The 17,447-nt window shown below is 43.9% G+C and carries 19 protein-coding genes and 2 other annotated features; all 19 genes read right to left on the bottom strand.

Going from position 1 to position 17,447, the window contains the following annotated elements; genetic code table 11:
* Positions 1-146: 146 nt before the first annotated feature.
* Positions 147-506 carry a 50S ribosomal protein L7/L12 gene (gene rplL, locus MKX62_RS08920; RefSeq protein WP_067204716.1) on the bottom strand — a complete coding sequence of 120 codons (360 nt, stop codon included), beginning with the start codon at positions 504-506 and terminating at the stop codon, positions 147-149.
* Between the two features lie 67 nt (positions 507-573).
* Positions 574-1,074 (bottom strand): 50S ribosomal protein L10, encoded by a 501-nt coding sequence (rplJ, locus tag MKX62_RS08915; RefSeq protein WP_067204715.1) that lies wholly within the window; start codon positions 1,072-1,074, stop codon positions 574-576.
* Positions 1,075-1,105: 31 nt separating this feature from the next.
* Positions 1,106-1,253, bottom strand: a sequence feature (ribosomal protein L10 leader region).
* 42 nt (positions 1,254-1,295) lie between these two features.
* Positions 1,296-1,997, bottom strand: a complete 702-nt coding sequence (gene rplA / locus MKX62_RS08910) for a 50S ribosomal protein L1 (protein ID WP_067204712.1) — start codon at positions 1,995-1,997, stop codon at positions 1,296-1,298.
* A 120-nt stretch (positions 1,998-2,117) separates the two neighbouring features.
* On the bottom strand, positions 2,118-2,543 hold the full coding sequence (rplK, locus tag MKX62_RS08905; RefSeq protein ID WP_067204710.1) for a 50S ribosomal protein L11: 426 nt from the start codon (positions 2,541-2,543) through the stop codon (positions 2,118-2,120).
* Between the two features lie 168 nt (positions 2,544-2,711).
* The gene (gene nusG, locus MKX62_RS08900; protein ID WP_187046454.1) at positions 2,712-3,245 is read right to left on the bottom strand and encodes a transcription termination/antitermination protein NusG; all 534 of its coding nucleotides are present in this window, start codon (positions 3,243-3,245) and stop codon (positions 2,712-2,714) included.
* A 164-nt stretch (positions 3,246-3,409) separates the two neighbouring features.
* Positions 3,410-3,595, bottom strand: a complete 186-nt coding sequence (gene secE / locus MKX62_RS08895; RefSeq protein WP_067204707.1) for a preprotein translocase subunit SecE — start codon at positions 3,593-3,595, stop codon at positions 3,410-3,412.
* Between the two features lie 52 nt (positions 3,596-3,647).
* The gene (gene rpmG / locus MKX62_RS08890; RefSeq protein WP_082786457.1) at positions 3,648-3,797 is read right to left on the bottom strand and encodes a 50S ribosomal protein L33; all 150 of its coding nucleotides are present in this window, start codon (positions 3,795-3,797) and stop codon (positions 3,648-3,650) included.
* 198 nt (positions 3,798-3,995) lie between these two features.
* Positions 3,996-4,643 (bottom strand): RNA polymerase sporulation sigma factor SigH, encoded by a 648-nt coding sequence (gene sigH / locus MKX62_RS08885; RefSeq protein ID WP_187047753.1) that lies wholly within the window; start codon positions 4,641-4,643, stop codon positions 3,996-3,998.
* A gap of 74 nt (positions 4,644-4,717) precedes the next feature.
* The gene (locus tag MKX62_RS08880) at positions 4,718-5,233 is read right to left on the bottom strand and encodes an NYN domain-containing protein (RefSeq protein WP_067204704.1); all 516 of its coding nucleotides are present in this window, start codon (positions 5,231-5,233) and stop codon (positions 4,718-4,720) included.
* The gene (rlmB, locus tag MKX62_RS08875; RefSeq protein WP_067204702.1) at positions 5,230-6,006 is read right to left on the bottom strand and encodes a 23S rRNA (guanosine(2251)-2'-O)-methyltransferase RlmB; all 777 of its coding nucleotides are present in this window, start codon (positions 6,004-6,006) and stop codon (positions 5,230-5,232) included. Before rlmB ends, MKX62_RS08880 begins: the two co-directional genes overlap by 4 nt.
* Entirely contained in the window at positions 6,003-6,434 is a 432-nt protein-coding gene (locus MKX62_RS08870) for a Mini-ribonuclease 3 (RefSeq protein WP_067204700.1), read from the bottom strand. The genes rlmB and MKX62_RS08870 overlap by 4 nt, the downstream gene beginning before the upstream one ends.
* Positions 6,431-7,831, bottom strand: a complete 1,401-nt coding sequence (cysS, locus tag MKX62_RS08865) for a cysteine--tRNA ligase (protein ID WP_067204697.1) — start codon at positions 7,829-7,831, stop codon at positions 6,431-6,433. Before cysS ends, MKX62_RS08870 begins: the two co-directional genes overlap by 4 nt.
* Complete coding sequence (cysE, locus tag MKX62_RS08860) at positions 7,828-8,490, bottom strand: serine O-acetyltransferase (RefSeq protein WP_067204694.1); 663 nt, start codon at positions 8,488-8,490, stop codon at positions 7,828-7,830. The genes cysS and cysE overlap by 4 nt, the downstream gene beginning before the upstream one ends.
* 447 nt (positions 8,491-8,937) lie before the next feature.
* Positions 8,938-9,155: a binding site (T-box leader), on the bottom strand.
* Between the two features lie 41 nt (positions 9,156-9,196).
* Positions 9,197-10,660, bottom strand: a complete 1,464-nt coding sequence (gltX, locus tag MKX62_RS08855) for a glutamate--tRNA ligase (RefSeq protein WP_338654025.1) — start codon at positions 10,658-10,660, stop codon at positions 9,197-9,199.
* A 70-nt stretch (positions 10,661-10,730) separates the two neighbouring features.
* Complete coding sequence (gene ispF / locus MKX62_RS08850) at positions 10,731-11,207, bottom strand: 2-C-methyl-D-erythritol 2,4-cyclodiphosphate synthase (protein ID WP_338654027.1); 477 nt, start codon at positions 11,205-11,207, stop codon at positions 10,731-10,733.
* Positions 11,208-11,433: 226 nt separating this feature from the next.
* A complete protein-coding gene (ispD, locus tag MKX62_RS08845; protein WP_340742567.1) occupies positions 11,434-12,117 on the bottom strand; it encodes a 2-C-methyl-D-erythritol 4-phosphate cytidylyltransferase in 684 nt (227 codons plus the stop codon).
* 37 nt (positions 12,118-12,154) lie between these two features.
* A complete protein-coding gene (locus tag MKX62_RS08840; RefSeq protein WP_067204683.1) occupies positions 12,155-13,258 on the bottom strand; it encodes a PIN/TRAM domain-containing protein in 1,104 nt (367 codons plus the stop codon).
* Between the two features lie 187 nt (positions 13,259-13,445).
* A complete protein-coding gene (gene radA, locus MKX62_RS08835) occupies positions 13,446-14,822 on the bottom strand; it encodes a DNA repair protein RadA (RefSeq protein ID WP_067204680.1) in 1,377 nt (458 codons plus the stop codon).
* A 79-nt stretch (positions 14,823-14,901) separates the two neighbouring features.
* Complete coding sequence (locus MKX62_RS08830; protein WP_067204678.1) at positions 14,902-17,376, bottom strand: ATP-dependent Clp protease ATP-binding subunit; 2,475 nt, start codon at positions 17,374-17,376, stop codon at positions 14,902-14,904.
* Between the last annotated feature and the right edge of the window lie 71 nt (positions 17,377-17,447).

Genomic DNA, 17,447 nt, shown 5'->3' with positions numbered 1-17,447 from the left:
TCCCCCTCGTATAGAGACTTGAAACGCAAAAAAATAAGATAGCTTACGTACACTATCGGTTCGATGACCTGCTTGTCACAAGTTCAGATAAAAAAACGAAGAAAAGCTTGCCCAAATCCGACAAGCTTTTCTTCATTATTCAAAAATTACTTAACTTCGACGCTTGCGCCTACAGCTTCAAGCTTCGCTTTGATTTCTTCAGCTTCATCTTTAGTTACGCCTTCTTTGATTGCTTTTGGAGCTTCATCAACAACTGCTTTCGCTTCTTTCAAGCCAAGGCCTGTAATTTCGCGAACTGCTTTGATAACTTTGATTTTTTCTTGTCCAGCAGCAGTAAGAATTACTTCGAATTCAGTTTGCTCTTCTTCAGCAGCAGCACCAGCACCAGCCATTGCAACAGGTGCAGCAGCAGTTACGCCAAACTCTTCTTCGATTGCTTTTACAAGGTCGTTTAATTCAAGTACTGTCATTTCTTTGATCGCTTCAAGGATGTTTTCTTTAGTCATTATAATTTCCTCCTAATATTCTTTTTTTGTCGGGCTTAACCCGCAAGTGGTATTTCAGGCTGCTTTATTAAGCGCCTTGTTCTTCTTTTTGCTCTGCAACTGCTTTTGTTGCAAGCGCAAAGTTGCGCATTGGAGCTTGAAGTACGCTGAGAAGCATAGATAGTAGACCTTCGCGTGACGGAAGTTCCGCCAATGCTTTAATGTCTGCTTCTGATGCAAGTAGACCTTCGATTACGCCAGCTTTAATTTCAAGCTTATCGTTTTTCTTTGCAAAATCGTTAAGGATTTTTGCAGGAGCAACAACGTCTTCGTTTGAAAATGCAATCGCATTAGGGCCTGTTAGATGTTCGTTCAACCCTTCAAGTCCTGCAGCTTCAGCAGCACGGCGTGACATCGAGTTTTTATAAACTTTGAAGTCGATACCTGCTTCACGAAGTTGTTTACGAAGTTCCGTAACTTGACCTACAGTCAGACCACGGTAGTCGACAACAACAACAGATGCTGCTGATTTCAACTTATCAGTAATTTCACCAACTACTGCTTGTTTAGCTTCTAATACTGTGCTCATTTGGACACCTCCTAAAAAGTTTGGGTCACTTATACCGGTATGAAAAGCCCTCAATCTACCTAAGTAGACTGAGGGCTGAAAAGTCGTCATCTTTTAAAAGAAAAAGAGCGTCTTGTCCTCGGCAGGAATATTTAAGCGGCATGCGCTCCTGCTGTCTACGGTACAAATGGTTATATTCACAACAAAAATCATCTTATCAAAAGATTATCTGTTTGTCAATATTATTTATTTACTGCTACGCTTGAAGGATCAACTTTTACAGAAGGACCCATTGTCGTCGTAATGTTAACCGACTTCATGTATGTTCCTTTTGCAGTAGCTGGTTTCGCTTTAAGAACAGTTTCAAAAACAGTTGCGAAGTTTTCCGCAAGTTTAGCATCGTCGAATGAAACTTTCCCGATTGGAGCGTGGATGATTCCAGCTTTGTCCGCACGGTATTCAACTTTACCTGCTTTGATTTCTGCTACAGCTTTCGCTACGTCAAATGTTACTGTACCTGTTTTCGGGTTAGGCATAAGTCCTTTTGGTCCAAGAACACGACCAATTTTCCCTACTTCACCCATCATGTCAGGAGTTGCAACGATAACGTCAAAGTCAAACCAACCTGATTGAATTTTAGCGATATATTCAGCATCGCCTGCATAGTCTGCACCAGCAGCTTCAGCTTCTTTAAGTTTTTCGCCTTTAGCAAAAACGAGAACGCGTTGAGTTTTACCAGTACCGTTTGGAAGTACTACTGCCCCACGGATTTGTTGGTCATTTTTACGAGTGTCGATTCCAAGACGGAATGCAACTTCGACAGTTGCGTCGAAATTAACTGTGCTTGTTTTTTTCGCAAGTTCGATCGCTTCAGTAGCGCCGTATGCTTTCATGTGTTCAACTAGCTTTGCAGCTTCTGTGAACTTTTTACCTTTTTTAGCCATTTAATATTTCCTCCTCGATTGTGGTTTTAACGGGTTAAACCTCCCACGAATAAGGGTTGCGCGCTCCGGAGAACAAGCGCAACCCCCACTACAAACAACTATTGATTTATAAAATCAAGATCAGTCTTCGATCGTGATTCCCATACTGCGAGCAGTACCTTCAACCATTGCCATCGCTGCTTCAACTGACGCCGCGTTTAAATCTTCCATCTTTTGTTCTGCTATTTCGCGAACTTTATCACGTTTCACAGTAGCAACTTTCTTTTTATTCGGTTCACCTGAACCTTTTGTAAGATTAGCTGCAACCTTCAGCAAAACTGCTGCCGGTGGAGTTTTTGTAATAAAAGTAAATGAACGGTCTTCGAATACAGAGATTTCAACAGGAATAATAAGACCTGCTTGATCTGCAGTACGCGCATTGAATTCTTTACAGAATCCCATGATGTTCACACCTGCTTGTCCTAACGCCGGTCCAACTGGCGGAGCCGGATTCGCTTTCCCTGCAGGAATTTGCAATTTAACAACCTTAATGACTTTTTTAGCCACGAGACACACCTCCTTAAGTCCGTGATGTGGTAATAGGGTTGCCCCTCCCACTCATATGTGCCTGCCGACTTACGTCGGTAGAATTTGATAGTTCGTCCAGACCATTTGTTTACAGTCTGACCTTTGAAATGATACCACTATTTCACGATATATGCAAGTGGTAAACGTTTATATTTTTTGTACTTGTTCGAAGTCGAGTTCCATATTTGTCTCTCGGCCGAACATATCGACAGATACTTTCACTTTACCTTTATCTTCATCAATTTCTTCCACTTTACCTTGGAAGTTCGCAAATGGTCCTTCAAGTACTTCAACCATTTCGCCAAGCGCGAAGTCAATTTCAACTTTACGCTCTTTAACACCCATTTGTTTGAGGATGAATTCGACTTCTTCAGGAAGTAGTGGTGTCGGTTTTGCGCCGCCGCCTGACGAACCGATGAAACCCGTCACGCCCGGTGTGTTACGTACAACATACCAGGAATCGTCCGTCATAATAATTTCCACAAGAACATAACCTGGGAACGTCTTTTTCAGGACCGTGCGTTTTTTACCATCTTTGAAATCCGTTTCTTCTTCTTCCGGGATGACAACTCGGAATATCTTGTCAGACATACCCATCGTTTCAACACGTTTTTCCAGATTGGCTTTCACCTTATTCTCATAACCGGAGTACGTATGAACGACGTACCAATTTTTTTCCATATCCATAGTGACGAGGACTAAACGTCCGTCCCTCCTTTTTCCCTACAATTAAATAAAAACGCAAGCGCCTGGATTAAAGAGACGCTGGAGTTTAGGCAATTGAAAAATCCCGTTCATACTGTCAGACGGGATATTTTTCAAGGGGAATATTTATAGTGCTTTTATTATAACGCAATGTACCATTCCAACACTCGTGAAATGCCAAGGTCAACAAGTCCGAAGTAGACTGCCATGAAAACGACTGTCGAAAGAACAACAATTGTGTAACGCGTTAATTCTTTACGTCTCGGCCAGCTGACTTTTCTCATTTCCGAGCCAACGTCTTTGAAAAAACCAGTTAACTTGCTCATTATACCGTAAACCTCCGAATATAAGTATGATCCTGCTTCCTAACTAACCGCTTCATGCCGTTTGCCTATGCAATGTATGTGCATTGCAATGCCTGCAAAACTTTTTAATCGACAAACGTTCTGTTGGCTTATCTTTCCGTGCCGGCACGGAATAGTTTCGTGATCCGCATGTATCGCAACTTAAAATAATTTTTTTAGACATTCCCTCACCCCTCACGACTCAATGTTCTAAATCCGAAAAGAGTCGAGGTAACGCATGTTAAAATGCGCTAGGAGCAGAGATAAAAGCTGATAAATAGTGCTGCAACCTTATGTCCCCTGACTTCTTGAACATCTTCTCATAGTCTTGCTAAAGGGTACCATCTACCATTCATGATGTCAATACAAGGGAAATGGACGTCTACCGCACTGTATCAACTTGCATATACCGCTCGAGTTTACGTTTTATCCTCTGAAGCGCATTGTCTACAGACTTAACTTGCCTGTTTAGCTCCTCGGAAATTTCCTGATAAGACTGGCCGTCTAAGTACAGTGCCAGTACTTGCTTCTCAAGACCACTTAGTACTTTGTTCATTTCATCTTCCATTTGAACAAAATCTTCCCTGTGAATCATGAGGCCTTCAGGATCATCCAATACTGGCCCGGCTATTACGTCGAGCAATGTGCGATCGGACTCTTCGTCAAATACCGGCTTGTCCAATGACACCGAGGTATTAAGCGGGATATGCTTCTGCCTTGTCGCAGTTTTAATAGCCGTGATAATCTGCCGCGTGATGCAAAGTTCCGCAAACGCCTTGAATGAACTCAATCGATCCTCTTTAAAATCACGAATTGCTTTGTACAGGCCGATCATACCTTCTTGAATGATATCTTCCCGGTCTCCACCGATAAGAAAGTATGAGCGCGCTTTCAATCTAACAAAAGATTGGTACTTCCTAATAAGGAAATTAAGCGCATCCGTGTTACCTTCGTGGATGATTGCTATGATTTCCCCGTCGGATAATCCGGTGAAATCCGATATGCTGCCTTCAACGTATGTTTTCTCCACCACCTGGATCACCCCGGTTCGTTATCACTATTATATAACAAGTATACCGTATGGGAAATTTTTACGTCAACCGTTCATTTCATTCCTCGTCGCCATTTTTCAAATATTTCAGCAACTTCGTCAGTTAAAGGAATCTTCGAAAGCGGCCGCTGCCCTTGGATTGCCTTCACTTTTGCCGTAATGAGATCATCGATTTTATTTACTTCAAGTTCTAGCTCACGAGCTGACTTTCGGAGTGCACCATGCGCAAAAATGACCCATTGTTCTGTCAAATCTGATGTAGCTACATGAATTTGTACCCGTCTCCCCTTCAATTCAGAGACGAGCTTTTCAATTCTTTCATCTGCTGTTTCTTTTTCCCGAGTAAAGACAATCTCGACATTGTGATGCCGTTTCTTTTTTTCAATACCTGGCACAAGATGCGCATCAAAAATAATAATGACCCGCCACCCTGTATGCGCCTTGTACTCTGCCATTCTTTCGATCAAACGGTCACGTGCATCCGCGAGCTTTTTCCGCTTCATCCCGCCCAGCTCCTCCCATGCTCCGATGATATTGTATCCATCGACTAGGAGTATATCTGTTGTCATCTGCCAGACGTATGCGGTTGACGCTTGCGCAGTACCTCGTACATAAGAAGGGAGGCTGCTACAGACGCGTTCAATGATGTAACATGCCCAACCATCGGTAAATGATAGAGGAAATCGCATTTCTCTTTCAAAATACGCGACATTCCTTTCCCTTCACTTCCAATAATGATAGCAAGCGGAAGAGTCGCATCCATTAGTCTGTAATCCACCGATTTAGCAGCATCTGTCCCCGCAATCCAAACACCACGTTTTTTCAGGTCCTCCACCGTTTGCGAAAGATTGTTCACACGCACGACAGGGATATGTTCGATTGCACCAGTGGATGACTTTGCAACAACACCCGTCAACCCGACAGCACGGCGTTTTGGTATAATGACTCCGTGAACACCCGACGCGTCAGCTGTCCGTAATATGGAGCCCAGATTATGAGGATCTTCAAGTTCATCAAGAATAAGGAACAATGGATCTTCTCCACGCTCGGTTGCAACAGTAAATAGATCTTCGAGTTCCGCATATTCGTAAGCCGCAACCGAAGCGACAATCCCTTGGTGATTTACATCAAGCAAACCATCCAACTTTTGTTTCGGGACCGCCTGCACGATAATTCCTGCTTTTTTTGCCAACGATAGGATTTCACCGATGCTTTTCATATTAAGTCCTTCAGCAACCCATATCTTATTTAATTCCCTACCCGAGCGCAGTGCTTCTACAATTGGATTTTTCCCGCCGATTAATTCAGATTCAACTTCATTTTCGTTTTCATGTTCATTCATTTTGACTCTTCCTCCTTCGGCATTTCAATAAATCGAATTGCCTCACTGATTATTTCTTGCACGCGTTCTGTTCTTCCTAATAAGTGTGAATAACCGATGACCGCTTCAAAGCCTGAACTGTAATTGTACGTTACGACATCCGTATTTTTAGGTACTGAACCAGATTTCGCATTGCGACCACGTCTCATGACCGCCTCTTCTTCTTCCGTCAGAAAGCCTGATGCCTGCATCATCTTGAGTGTAGCTGCCTGTGATTTCGCGGAGACATAATGCGTTGCTTCTCTGTGCAGCACATTCGGTTTTACACGCCCCGAACGCAAAAGGTGCTCCCGTATCGCCTGTTCGTACACCGCGTCGCCCATGTAGGCAAGAGCCAGTGCTTTTATTTGTTTCACATCTATATCACGTAAGTTATATACGTTGCTCATCCTCTTTTCCAGCGCATGCCTTGTGCTGTATCTTCTAGAATGATACCTTGCGCTTTCAATTCATCACGAATTTCATCCGAACGCTTGAAGTCTTTGTTACGGCGAGCTTCGAGTCGTTCTTCGATTAACGCTTCGACATCTTCATCCAACAGTCCTGTTTCTTCGTCCATCGGCAATCCAAGAACCGTCAGTAGTCCGTCAAATGTGCGGATGAAATGCTCTAGCACATCGGATTGTGTGTTTTTTTCTACTAAATAGACGTTTGCCAGTTTCGCTAATTCGAATACCGATGCGATAGCGTTTGCTGTGTTAAAGTCATCATCCATTGCCACTTCAAAGTCGTTCTTGATTTCATCCACTTTATGAATCCAGATATCTTTCTGATCGCCGAGATCCGCAGACGTCGCAAGTCGGTGCTTCAAATTATTGTACGCTGTACGGATACGCGCAAGTCCATTCTCTGCACTGACAACAAGATCTTGCGAGAAATTGACTGGGTGTCTGTAATGAACTGACAATATAAAGAAGCGAAGTACTTTCGGATCAATCTGCTTCCTAATATCATTCACAAGAACAAAATTGCCAAGTGATTTAGACATTTTTTCGTTGTCGATATTAATGTAACCATTGTGCATCCAATAGCGCGCAAATTGTTTGCCTGTCATCGCTTCGGATTGCGCAATTTCATTTTCATGATGTGGAAACGTTAAATCTTGGCCACCTGCGTGAATATCTATTGTATCGCCAAGGTGTTCTCTTGCCATAACAGAACATTCGATATGCCAGCCCGGACGTCCCAATCCCCATGGACTTTCCCATGAAATTTCGCCAGCCTTAGCAGCTTTCCATAAGGCAAAGTCCAGTGGATTTTCTTTCTTGATGCCCTCTTCGATACGTGCACCGACCTTCAACTCATCCGTCGATTGGTGGGACAACTTTCCGTAGCCTTCAAATTTCTGCGTACGATAGTAGACATCCCCTTGCGATTCATAAGCGAAACCTTTATCGATTAGTACTTTCACGAATTTGACGATGTCTTCGATATGATCCGTCACACGCGGATGTACGTCAGCCTTACCGCAACCGAGCGCTGAAACATCTTCAAAGTAAGCAGCGATGAAGCGGTCTGTTAGCTCGCCGACCTCTTCCCCTAGTTCATTAGCCGCTTTAATAATCTTGTCGTCAACGTCCGTGAAATTCGAAACGTACGTTACATCATACCCTCGATATTCAAGGTAGCGTCTCACTGTATCAAAAGCGATAACCGGACGCGCATTTCCGATATGAATGTAGTTGTAAACAGTGGGACCGCAAACGTACATTTTTACTTTGCCCTCTTCCAATGGAATGAAAGGCTCTTTTTTGCGTGTCAGCGTATTGTAAATTTGAATTGTCATGATAAATCTCCTTCCTTTACTTTGGAAACATTTAAATGTTCGAGCCTATTTTTCAATTCACTAATTTCATCTTCAAGTGTCTGGCATCTATCCGCCACAGGATCCGGCATGTCACGGTGATCATGTTTACTCTTCACTCTAACACCGTTCGAAATGACGACTTTCCCCGGAATACCTACAACCGTCGATTCCGGCGGGACGTCTTTCAGGACAACTGAACCCGCTCCTACTTTACTGCCTTCACCAATCGTTATGGAACCGAGCACTTTAGCACCCGATGCAACAAGTACATTATCATGAAGTGTCGGATGCCGTTTGCCGCTTTCTTTACCTGTACCACCAAGAGTCACGCCTTGGTAAATAGTGACGTCGTTGCCGATTTCACATGTTTCCCCAATTACAACACCCATTCCATGATCTATGAAAAACCTACGCCCTATTTTTGCACCAGGATGAATTTCAATACCTGTGAAAAAGCGGCTAATTTGCGAAACGAGCCGTGCCAAAAACAACAACTTCCGTTTATATAAAGCATGTGCAATACGATGAGACCATAATGCGTGTAAACCTGAGTAAGTTAGAACAACTTCAAAAACAGTACGTGCTGCCGGGTCCTGTTCAAATATACATCGAACGTCTTCTTTCATTCTCTGAAACAACTCGTTCCCCCCTATAATTTCTGTGTCTAACTCCAGCGACCAAATGCTCGGGTCATAAGCCAGCCCTACTACGCGGGATAGTGCTCCGCTTCGCAGGTCCGTCTTATGCCTGTCGCAGGCCTACAGGATGTAGGTCATGCAGTGGAGAGGGATTGAACTACATCCCTCTTTGTTGCCAAGGCCAGCATGAAGCTGGTCATGCAGTCGTTGCGACAAGACGTCGCGATTTTAGACTGCCTTCCTCTTAAGTGGTGCACTTAAGCTGCGTTCATTTGTAAAGGCCGCTTCCGCTTTTCTTGTCTAGCTACATCGGCCAGATGCTCGGGTCATAAGCCAGCCCTACTACGCGGGATAGTGCTCCGCTTCGCAGGTCCGTCTTATGCCTGTCGCATCTACACGGCCGATTTCGCTTTTCTCATAAAAAAAATACGTCCCCGTCAAATAAATGACAGAGACGCATTGAATGCGCGGTTCCACTCCGCTTGGAAGGTGTTGGCCTTCCCGCTTGACGCCTATAACGCTGGCGATGCGTCCGGCCTACTTATACTTTCGGCACAGCACTCAAAGGGGCATTTCCACATTACAGAGGCACAGATCATTTACAGCCGATGATGATCCTCTCTGAAGAGCTTGCAATGTGTACTTATCCTTTTCTACGGTTTAGTTATTAACTTTCATTTTACATTTCAAACGATGAAAGTCAACGTTATTGTTTTGCGTATTTAGCGACTCGTTCAATTGTTTTTTCTTTCCCAATCAATGCAATAGATGCCTGTAATTCAGGTCCATGCATTTGACCAGTTGTTACAACACGAATCGGCATAAATAAGTTTTTCCCTTTATGGCCCGTTTCCTTTTGGACTGCTTTAATCGCGTCTTTAATAGATGCAGCATCGAATGTTTCTAGCGCTTCCAGCTTTTCTTTGAATGCAGCCATTACCTCAGGCACTTGCTCCCCAGCGAGTACAGCTTGGGATTCTTCATCATATTCAATCTCGTGATCGAAAAACTGGGCAGATAATTCAACAATTTCCGCGCCAAAGCTTAACTGATCCTGATAAAGAGCGATTAAATCATGTGCCCATGCAGCTTCTGACTCAGTCATTTCTTTATTAATGAGACCGGCATCTTGCAGATGTGGCAATGCAAAATCAATTACTTCTTCAAGATTCATCTTTTTCACGTATTGATTGTTCGTCCATGTCAGTTTTTGTTTATCGAACATGGAAGGGGATTTAGATAGACGGCTTACGTCGAACATCTTGATAAGTTCTTCGTGCGTGAAAATCTCCTCTTCTCCACCCGGCGACCAGCCAAGCAGCGCAAAGAAGTTGAACATTGCTTCAGGTAGATACCCAAGATCTTTATATTGAGAGATGAATTGAATGATCGATTCATCACGTTTTGAAAGTTTTTTACGGTCTTCGTTGACGATGAGTGTCATGTGGCCGTATTGCGGAGACTGCCAGCCAAAGACGTCAAAAATCATCAATTGTTTTGGTGTATTCGTCAAATGTTCTTCACCGCGGAATACATGGCTGATTTTCATCAAATGATCATCGATAACAACCGCAAAGTTATAAGTCGGGATGCCATTCGCTTTTACAAGAACCCAGTCGCCGACGTCTTTAGATTCGAATGATACGGTTCCACGAACTAAGTCTTCCACTTTATACGTTACGTTTTCTGGTACACGCATGCGAATAGTATGTGTAAGTCCAGCAGCTTCTTTTGCTGCCGCTTCTTCTGCACTTAAATTCCGGCATTTACCACCGTACATTGGTGCCGCAATTCCAGCAGCCTTCTGCGTTTCGCGCTCTGCTTCTAGTTCGTCTGATGTACAGAAACATTTATAAGCATGACCGCTTTCCAACATCTCTTGACCATATTTTGTATAAAGGTCAAGACGTTCCATTTGGCGATAGGGACCGTATGGACCACCAATGTCGACCGATTCATCGTAATCGATGCCAAGCCATTTTAAGTTTTCAAGTTGAGAAAGTTCTCCCGCTTCGATATTACGCTCAGTATCTGTATCCTCGATTCGAACAATGAATTTCCCACCGTGGTTACGTGCAAAAAGATAATTAAAAAGTGCTGTCCGTGCCCCCCCAATATGTAAATGGCCGGTTGGACTTGGCGCGTAACGTACGCGTACTTCTGAAGTCATATGAATTCTCTCCAATCTGATTTTACTACTGTTTGCTATTTTACCACTTGCCAGGGCTGTTTAAAAGGTGTTACGCCTTAATGAGCAGAATCGTCGCCATAGAAGCAATTCCTTCTTCTCTTCCAGTGAAGCCTAATTGTTCCGTTGTCGTCGCTTTAACATTCACTTGTGAAATATCCGCTTTCAATAGCTCAGCAATACGTTTACGAATTACTTCAATATAAGGTGACATCTTCGGCTTTTGCGCGATAATCGTGCAATCGATATTGCCAAGTTTATAGCCTTTCCCTTCTACAAGAGCCCAAATCTTTTCTAATAGCACCGTAGAATCAGCATCTTTAAATTCAGCACTTGTATCTGGGAAATGACGGCCGATATCCCCTTCAGCGATTGCTCCAAGTGCTGCATCAGTAATAGTATGTAAAAGCACATCCGCATCAGAATGCCCTGTCAGCCCCCTGTCATGCGGTATCGTTATACCACCAATGATAAGTGGGCGACCCTCTTCAAATTTATGCACATCAAAACCTTGTCCTATCCGAATCATCAAAAAACCTCCTATTTTTCTTCTAACGAAAAGCGTAAGCGCCTATAATAAATGAACGCAGCCTAAATGCGCCACTTCCTGTGGCAACAGCTGCATGACCTACATCCTGTAGGCCACCGACAGGCATAAGACGGTTTGCGAGGAGGCGTACTTCAGCCACACAGCAAAACGGCTTATGACCCAAGGGGCTGGCGCCTGGATCTAGACACTAGTTCAGGTTAAAAACTTATACTTTCTTTCTTCTCAATAAAACCTCTCCGAACAGGAGATCTTCCTGAGTGGTCATCTTCACATTGTCATACGTACCTTCAACGATTCGTACGGATTCTCCAAAACGTTCGACCAACATCGATTCATCCGTACCGAGAAATCCTTTCGCCTGCGCTTCGTCAGATGCTTCTTTCAGCAATGCATAGCGAAATGCCTGGGGCGTCTGGATGATCCATAACCTCCCACGATCCACCGTCTCCTCGACAATGCCACCCTCTGCATATTTCATCGTATCTTTTGCCCGCACACCTACAATTGCTGCACCGTGCTCGTCAGCCACTTTTACAAGCTCAGTAATGACTGTTCGACGAATGAACGGCCTTGCAGCATCATGGACAAGGACAATGCCGCCCTTGCCATGCGCTTTCATACATGCAGCCACGCTATCTTGTCGCTCCCCGCCACCGTCGACCATTGCTACCACTTTTGTAATCGCAAACTGTTCAAGCATTGACTCGATTTGCATACGTTCGTCCGGTTTTACCGCAAGGATGACCCCGTCACACGCTGGATCCTCCTCGAATACTTCAAGTGTATGGATAAGAATCGGTTTGTCATCTAATTTCAAAAAAAGTTTATTGTAGCCGGCGCCCATTCGCTGACCGCTCCCAGCTGCTGGCATCATAACTGTATAGTTCAAGACTTCTCTTCCTTTTCTTTTCATGATTAAAAACTACTTAATTCACCTTTGAAATCTTACCGTTTTTAAGTTTCGCAAATATCATTCGTCCTGCCGATGTCTGCAATACACTTGTTACGACAACGTCGATTGCATTGCCAACGTGGAATTTCCCATCTTCAACAACAATCATTGTGCCATCATCCAAATAAGCGACGCCTTGGTTATGTTCTTTACCGTCTTTAACAATAACAACATGCATATCCTCACCAGGAATAACAACCGGCTTCACCGCATTTGCAAGGTCATTGATGTTTAGCACGGAGACACCGTGTAAATCCGCTACTTTATTCAAATTAAAATCATTTGTCACAACGAGTCCACCCATCTTTTTCGCTAGATGGACGAGCTTCATATCGACTTCAGGAACGCCAGCAAAATCTTCATCTGTGATTAAGATATTCGGACCATCATCAGTTTGCATACGCTTCAGAACGTCCAGCCCGCGTCTGCCTTTCGTCCGTTTCAACGTGTCTGAGGAATCCGCAATATGTTGTAATTCAGTCAACACAAACTGCGGTACAACAAGCACTCCTTCAAGAAAACCGGTTGCCGAAATATCAGCAATCCGACCATCTATAATAACACTTGTGTCCAATATCTTGTAAAGCTTACCTTTAGTCTGAGTAGATGTATCCTCCACTTCTTTCTTTTTGAGTCCACCGCTTTTTGTAGATTGCACCGTGTGAATTATTTCCTCCCGTTTCTTAAACCCGACTTGAAAACCTAAATAGCCAAGAATAATCGACAACAGGATTGGAAGGACAGACGTTATAATCGGTATCTGGATACTGCTCACTCCAAAACTGACTAGGAACGCGACACTCAAACCGACAACAAGACCGATTGTACCGAATATCAGATCAAAAACCGGTGCTTTCAATAACCTTTCTTCCATCCACTTAATGAAATTAACAATTGGTTCTGTTAGGAAAAGGCTGATTAAAAAGAGCAATATTGCTCCTAGGATTGCAGACACGTATGGATTATTAATCCATGGGCTCGTAGTAAAAGAAAATAATTTAAATAAATGCGGTAAAAATAATACACCCAGTGTTCCACCGATAAGCAAAAATGAAACTTGAACTACCTTTTTCAACATATGAACCACCTCCTTTATTTTTTAATTATACATGTTTCCGCTTCAAACCGCCTTTATAAGGTCAGGTAAGTGTGATATTTCCTTCTATTCTGTTAGGACTCCCTCCAACATGTGAAAGTTTCTCATTTACTGCATCTTTACAGTATAAAAGTGACAGGACTGCCACAATTGCAGCCCCGTCTTCTACTCAATCTTTAAAAGCAATTTTCAGTGCATCACTGACTGTTTCTACGCCTATTACGCGAATGCCTTTCGGATATTCCCAACCGCCAATATTTGAAGCGGGAATAATCGCACGCTCGAACCCGAGTTTTGCGGCTTCGGTCACACGTTGTTCAATTCTCGATACTCGTCGTACTTCACCCGTCAGCCCGACTTCACCGATAAAGCAGTCAGACAAACCAGCCGCCAAGTCACGATAACTGGAAACGATGCTCATTAGCACAGCCAAGTCGATTGCCGGTTCATCCAACTTCACGCCGCCCGCCACTTTAATATAGGCATCCTGAGCCTGCAACAGCATCCCCATACGTTTCTCAAGTACAGCCATTAACAATGACACTCGGTTTTGATCGAGCCCAGTAGCCATACGTTTTGGATAGTTAAAACTAGATGGTGTGACAAGTGCTTGAATTTCAACGAGAATCGGCCGGGTTCCTTCCATAGATGCAACAACCGTTGAACCCGCTCCCCCCTGGGATCTTTCTCGAAGGAATAGCTCGGACGGATTCAGTACTTCTTTCAAACCGGACTGCAACATTTCAAATATCGCAATTTCATTCGTAGAGCCAAAACGGTTTTTCACACTGCGTAAAATTCGGTAAGTATGATGCCGCTCCCCTTCAAAATAAAGAACTGTATCCACCATATGCTCAAGTAACCGCGGTCCTGCAATCTGCCCGTCTTTCGTTACGTGGCCAACAAGGAAAATAGCAATATTTTGCGTTTTAGCAATGCGCATCAGCTGAGCTGTACATTCACGCACTTGAGATACACTTCCTGGTGCTGATGCTACTTCGGGATGATGTACGGTCTGGATGGAGTCGACAACGACAAACGTCGGTTTCACATCCGCTATCGTTTCGTGAATTAATCCCAAATCAGTTTCTGCATAAATATAAAGTTCATCTGATTTTACGCCAAGTCGTTCTGCACGTAGTTTTGTCTGTCGAATTGATTCCTCACCTGAAATATAAAGAACACGTTGCCCTTTGTTCGCCAACAGTGAAGATACTTGAAGAAGGAGTGTCGACTTTCCTATACCCGGATCTCCACCGATTAAAATAAGTGAGCCGGGGACAATTCCGCCACCCAAAACGCGGTTGAACTCCTCCAAGTCTGTGCCAATTCTTGGTTCTTCTATCATCTCGATTGAGCTGATAGGCAGCGCCTTTTGACGGACGCCCTCTGTATGCTGAAATGCACCACGTGGCCCTTTTTGAACGGCTACTTCAACTTCCTCTTCCATCGTATTCCATTCTCCGCAACCTGGGCACCGCCCCATCCACTTCGCCGATTCATAACCACATGATTTACACATAAACTTCGATTTTCTTTTTGCCATGGAATCCTCCGAACACGAAAAGGACAGCCCATTCCTACCGAAAAGAACTGTCGGTGGGATGGACTATCCAGTTCACACTTTATTTTTCGAGTACTTCTTCTTTTTTCGCAACTTTCGGTTGTTCAGCGTCGATTCCTGTCTTGACGACAAACTCTCCATCAACCACATCGACAAGTACTTTACTACCTACCAGTACTGTTCCTTTTAGAAGTTCTTCAGACAAACGGTCTTCAATGTGTTTCTGGATAGCGCGGCGTAGTGGCCGAGCACCATATTCCGGATCATAACCAACATCAACGATTTTGGTTTTCGCTTCATCTGTCAACTCTAGTTCAATCTCTTGTTCGCCTAGACGTTTCGTCAATTCATTCGACATAAGCGAGACGATTTTACGCAAATGTTCTTTTTCAAGTGCATGGAAGACAATCATTTCATCCACACGGTTTAAGAACTCGGGACGGAACGCTTTCTTCAACTCTTCAAGCATCGCTGATTTCATGCCTTCGTAATCGCGTCCCGCATCTCCCAGATTAAATCCGACATAACGATTTTTCCGCAATTCTTGTGCTCCTACATTGGAAGTCATGATAAGAACTGTGTTTCGGAAATCTACTAAGCGTCCTTTTGAATCCGTCAATCTGCCATCTTCCAGTACTTGAAGGAGAATGTTAAAGACATCCGGATGAGCTTTCTCGATTTCATCTAACAAGACTACCGAATAAGGTTTGCGACGAACTTTTTCTGTTAACTGTCCGCCTTCTTCATAGCCGACATACCCTGGTGGTGAACCGACTAGACGCGATGTCGAATGTTTCTCCATGTACTCGGACATGTCAACACGAATCATTGCATCTTCATCGCCAAACATGACTTCCGCAAGCGCTCTTGCCAATTCCGTTTTCCCGATACCTGTTGGTCCAAGGAAAATGAACGAACCAATCGGACGTTTCGGATCTTTCAAACCTGCACGTGCACGTCGTATTGCCCGGGAAATAGCAGTTACTGCCTCACTTTGGCCAATGACACGTTCGTGTAGCATTTCTTCCATGTTGAGCAGTTTTGCAGATTCCGTTTCAGCTATTTTAGATACCGGTATTCCAGTCCACATCGCTACAACTTCTGCGATATCTTCAACTGTCACTTCGGATTCTTTTTGACCCTGCTTTTCTTTCCAATCTGTTTTCGTTGTTTCAAGTTCTTCTTTCATCTTTTGTTCTTTGTCGCGGAACGATGCCGCTTTTTCGAATTCTTGGCTTTGGACAGCTGCATTCTTTTCAGAACGAATTGCTTCTAATTTCAATTCCAGCTCTTTCAAGTTAGGCGGTGTCGTGTATGAACGAAGGCGTACTTTTGAACCCGCTTCGTCGATTAAGTCAATCGCTTTATCCGGAAGGAATCTGTCAGAAATATAACGATCCGACATTTTAGCAGCCGCTTCGATTGATTCATCTGTAATTTTCACACGGTGATGCGCTTCGTAACGGTCACGCAAGCCATGGAGAATTTGGATTGTTTCATCGACAGTTGGCTCGTCGACTTGGATCGGTTGGAAGCGTCGTTCAAGCGCAGCGTCTTTTTCAATATATTTACGGTATTCGTCAAGCGTCGTTGCACCGATACATTGCAATTCACCGCGTGCCAGCGAAGGCTTCAGGATATTAGATGCGTCGATTGCACCTTCAGCTCCTCCTGCCCCAATCAGCGTATGCAGTTCGTCGATGAATAGGATGATATTGCCCGCTTGGCGAATCTCTTCCATTACTTTTTTCATGCGATCTTCGAATTCACCACGGTATTTCGTACCCGCGACGACTGTTCCCATATCGAGTGTCATAACACGTTTGTCACGGAGAATTTCCGGCACTTCGTTATTAATGACTTGCTGTGCGAGTCCTTCAGCAATTGCAGTCTTACCAACACCTGGTTCTCCGATAAGTACTGGGTTGTTTTTCGTTCGGCGTGCTAATACTTCAATAACACGTGTAATTTCCTTGCTACGTCCGATAACCGGATCGAGCAAGCCTTCACGTGCCACTTCCGTTAAATCACGTGCCAAGCTATCCAATGTCGGCGTTGCAGCAGAATTCGAAACGCCTTGACCTGTAGCCGAGCTATCATTACTTCCCAGTAACTGAAGTACTTGTTGACGCGCTTTGTTGAGACTAACGCCAGCGTTATTCAAGACACGCGCTGCAACCCCTTCACCTTCACGGATAAGTGCTAGCAAGATGTGCTCTGTTCCGATATAAGAATGACCCAGCTTACGTGACTCATCCACGGATAATTCAATAACTTTTTTTGCTCTAGGTGTGTAATGAACGATTGGACCGACATCCTTTGTTCCAGCACCTACAAGTTTTTCTACACCTTGTACGATTGTTTCAAAGTTGACACCTATCGCTTCAAGCGCTTTTGCAGCAATACCTCCGCCTTCACGAATAAGTCCAAGTAAAATATGTTCTGTTCCAATGGACTCGTGTTTCATGCGGATTGCCTCTTCTTGGGCAAGTTGCAATACTTTCTGTGCACGCTGTGTAAATCGATTAAACATCATATTCAGTCCTCTCCTTCTATACTATATATATACAATCAATTCCCCAAAAAACCATACATTACTCAAATGAA

The sequence above is a fragment of the Sporosarcina sp. FSL K6-5500 genome (assembly GCF_038005665.1).
Lineage (GTDB): Bacteria > Bacillota > Bacilli > Bacillales_A > Planococcaceae > Sporosarcina > Sporosarcina psychrophila.
The sequence above is the reverse complement of the archived record's forward strand: the minus strand, read 5'-3'. Positions and strand labels throughout refer to the sequence as shown.

What these genes read in the sequence shown, in the direction of transcription:
- rplJ (WP_067204715.1), bottom strand. Translation starts at nt 1,074, where the DNA reads ATGAGCACAGTATTAGAAGCTAAACAAGCAGTAGTTGGTGAAATTACT.
- ispF (WP_338654027.1), bottom strand. Translation starts at nt 11,207, where the DNA reads ATGATTCGGATAGGACAAGGTTTTGATGTGCATAAATTTGAAGAGGGT.
- rplA (WP_067204712.1), bottom strand. Translation starts at nt 1,997, where the DNA reads ATGGCTAAAAAAGGTAAAAAGTTCACAGAAGCTGCAAAGCTAGTTGAA.
- rpmG (WP_082786457.1), bottom strand. Translation starts at nt 3,797, where the DNA reads ATGTCTAAAAAAATTATTTTAAGTTGCGATACATGCGGATCACGAAAC.
- MKX62_RS08830 (WP_067204678.1), bottom strand. Translation starts at nt 17,376, where the DNA reads ATGATGTTTAATCGATTTACACAGCGTGCACAGAAAGTATTGCAACTT.
- nusG (WP_187046454.1), bottom strand. Translation starts at nt 3,245, where the DNA reads ATGGAAAAAAATTGGTACGTCGTTCATACGTACTCCGGTTATGAGAAT.
- MKX62_RS08840 (WP_067204683.1), bottom strand. Translation starts at nt 13,258, where the DNA reads ATGTTGAAAAAGGTAGTTCAAGTTTCATTTTTGCTTATCGGTGGAACA.
- gltX (WP_338654025.1), bottom strand. Translation starts at nt 10,660, where the DNA reads ATGACTTCAGAAGTACGCGTACGTTACGCGCCAAGTCCAACCGGCCAT.
- secE (WP_067204707.1), bottom strand. Translation starts at nt 3,595, where the DNA reads ATGAGCAAGTTAACTGGTTTTTTCAAAGACGTTGGCTCGGAAATGAGA.
- MKX62_RS08870 (WP_067204700.1), bottom strand. Translation starts at nt 6,434, where the DNA reads ATGAGCAACGTATATAACTTACGTGATATAGATGTGAAACAAATAAAA.
- MKX62_RS08880 (WP_067204704.1), bottom strand. Translation starts at nt 5,233, where the DNA reads ATGACAACAGATATACTCCTAGTCGATGGATACAATATCATCGGAGCA.
- radA (WP_067204680.1), bottom strand. Translation starts at nt 14,822, where the DNA reads ATGGCAAAAAGAAAATCGAAGTTTATGTGTAAATCATGTGGTTATGAA.
- cysS (WP_067204697.1), bottom strand. Translation starts at nt 7,831, where the DNA reads ATGACAATTCAAATTTACAATACGCTGACACGCAAAAAAGAGCCTTTC.
- rlmB (WP_067204702.1), bottom strand. Translation starts at nt 6,006, where the DNA reads ATGAATGAACATGAAAACGAAAATGAAGTTGAATCTGAATTAATCGGC.
- rplL (WP_067204716.1), bottom strand. Translation starts at nt 506, where the DNA reads ATGACTAAAGAAAACATCCTTGAAGCGATCAAAGAAATGACAGTACTT.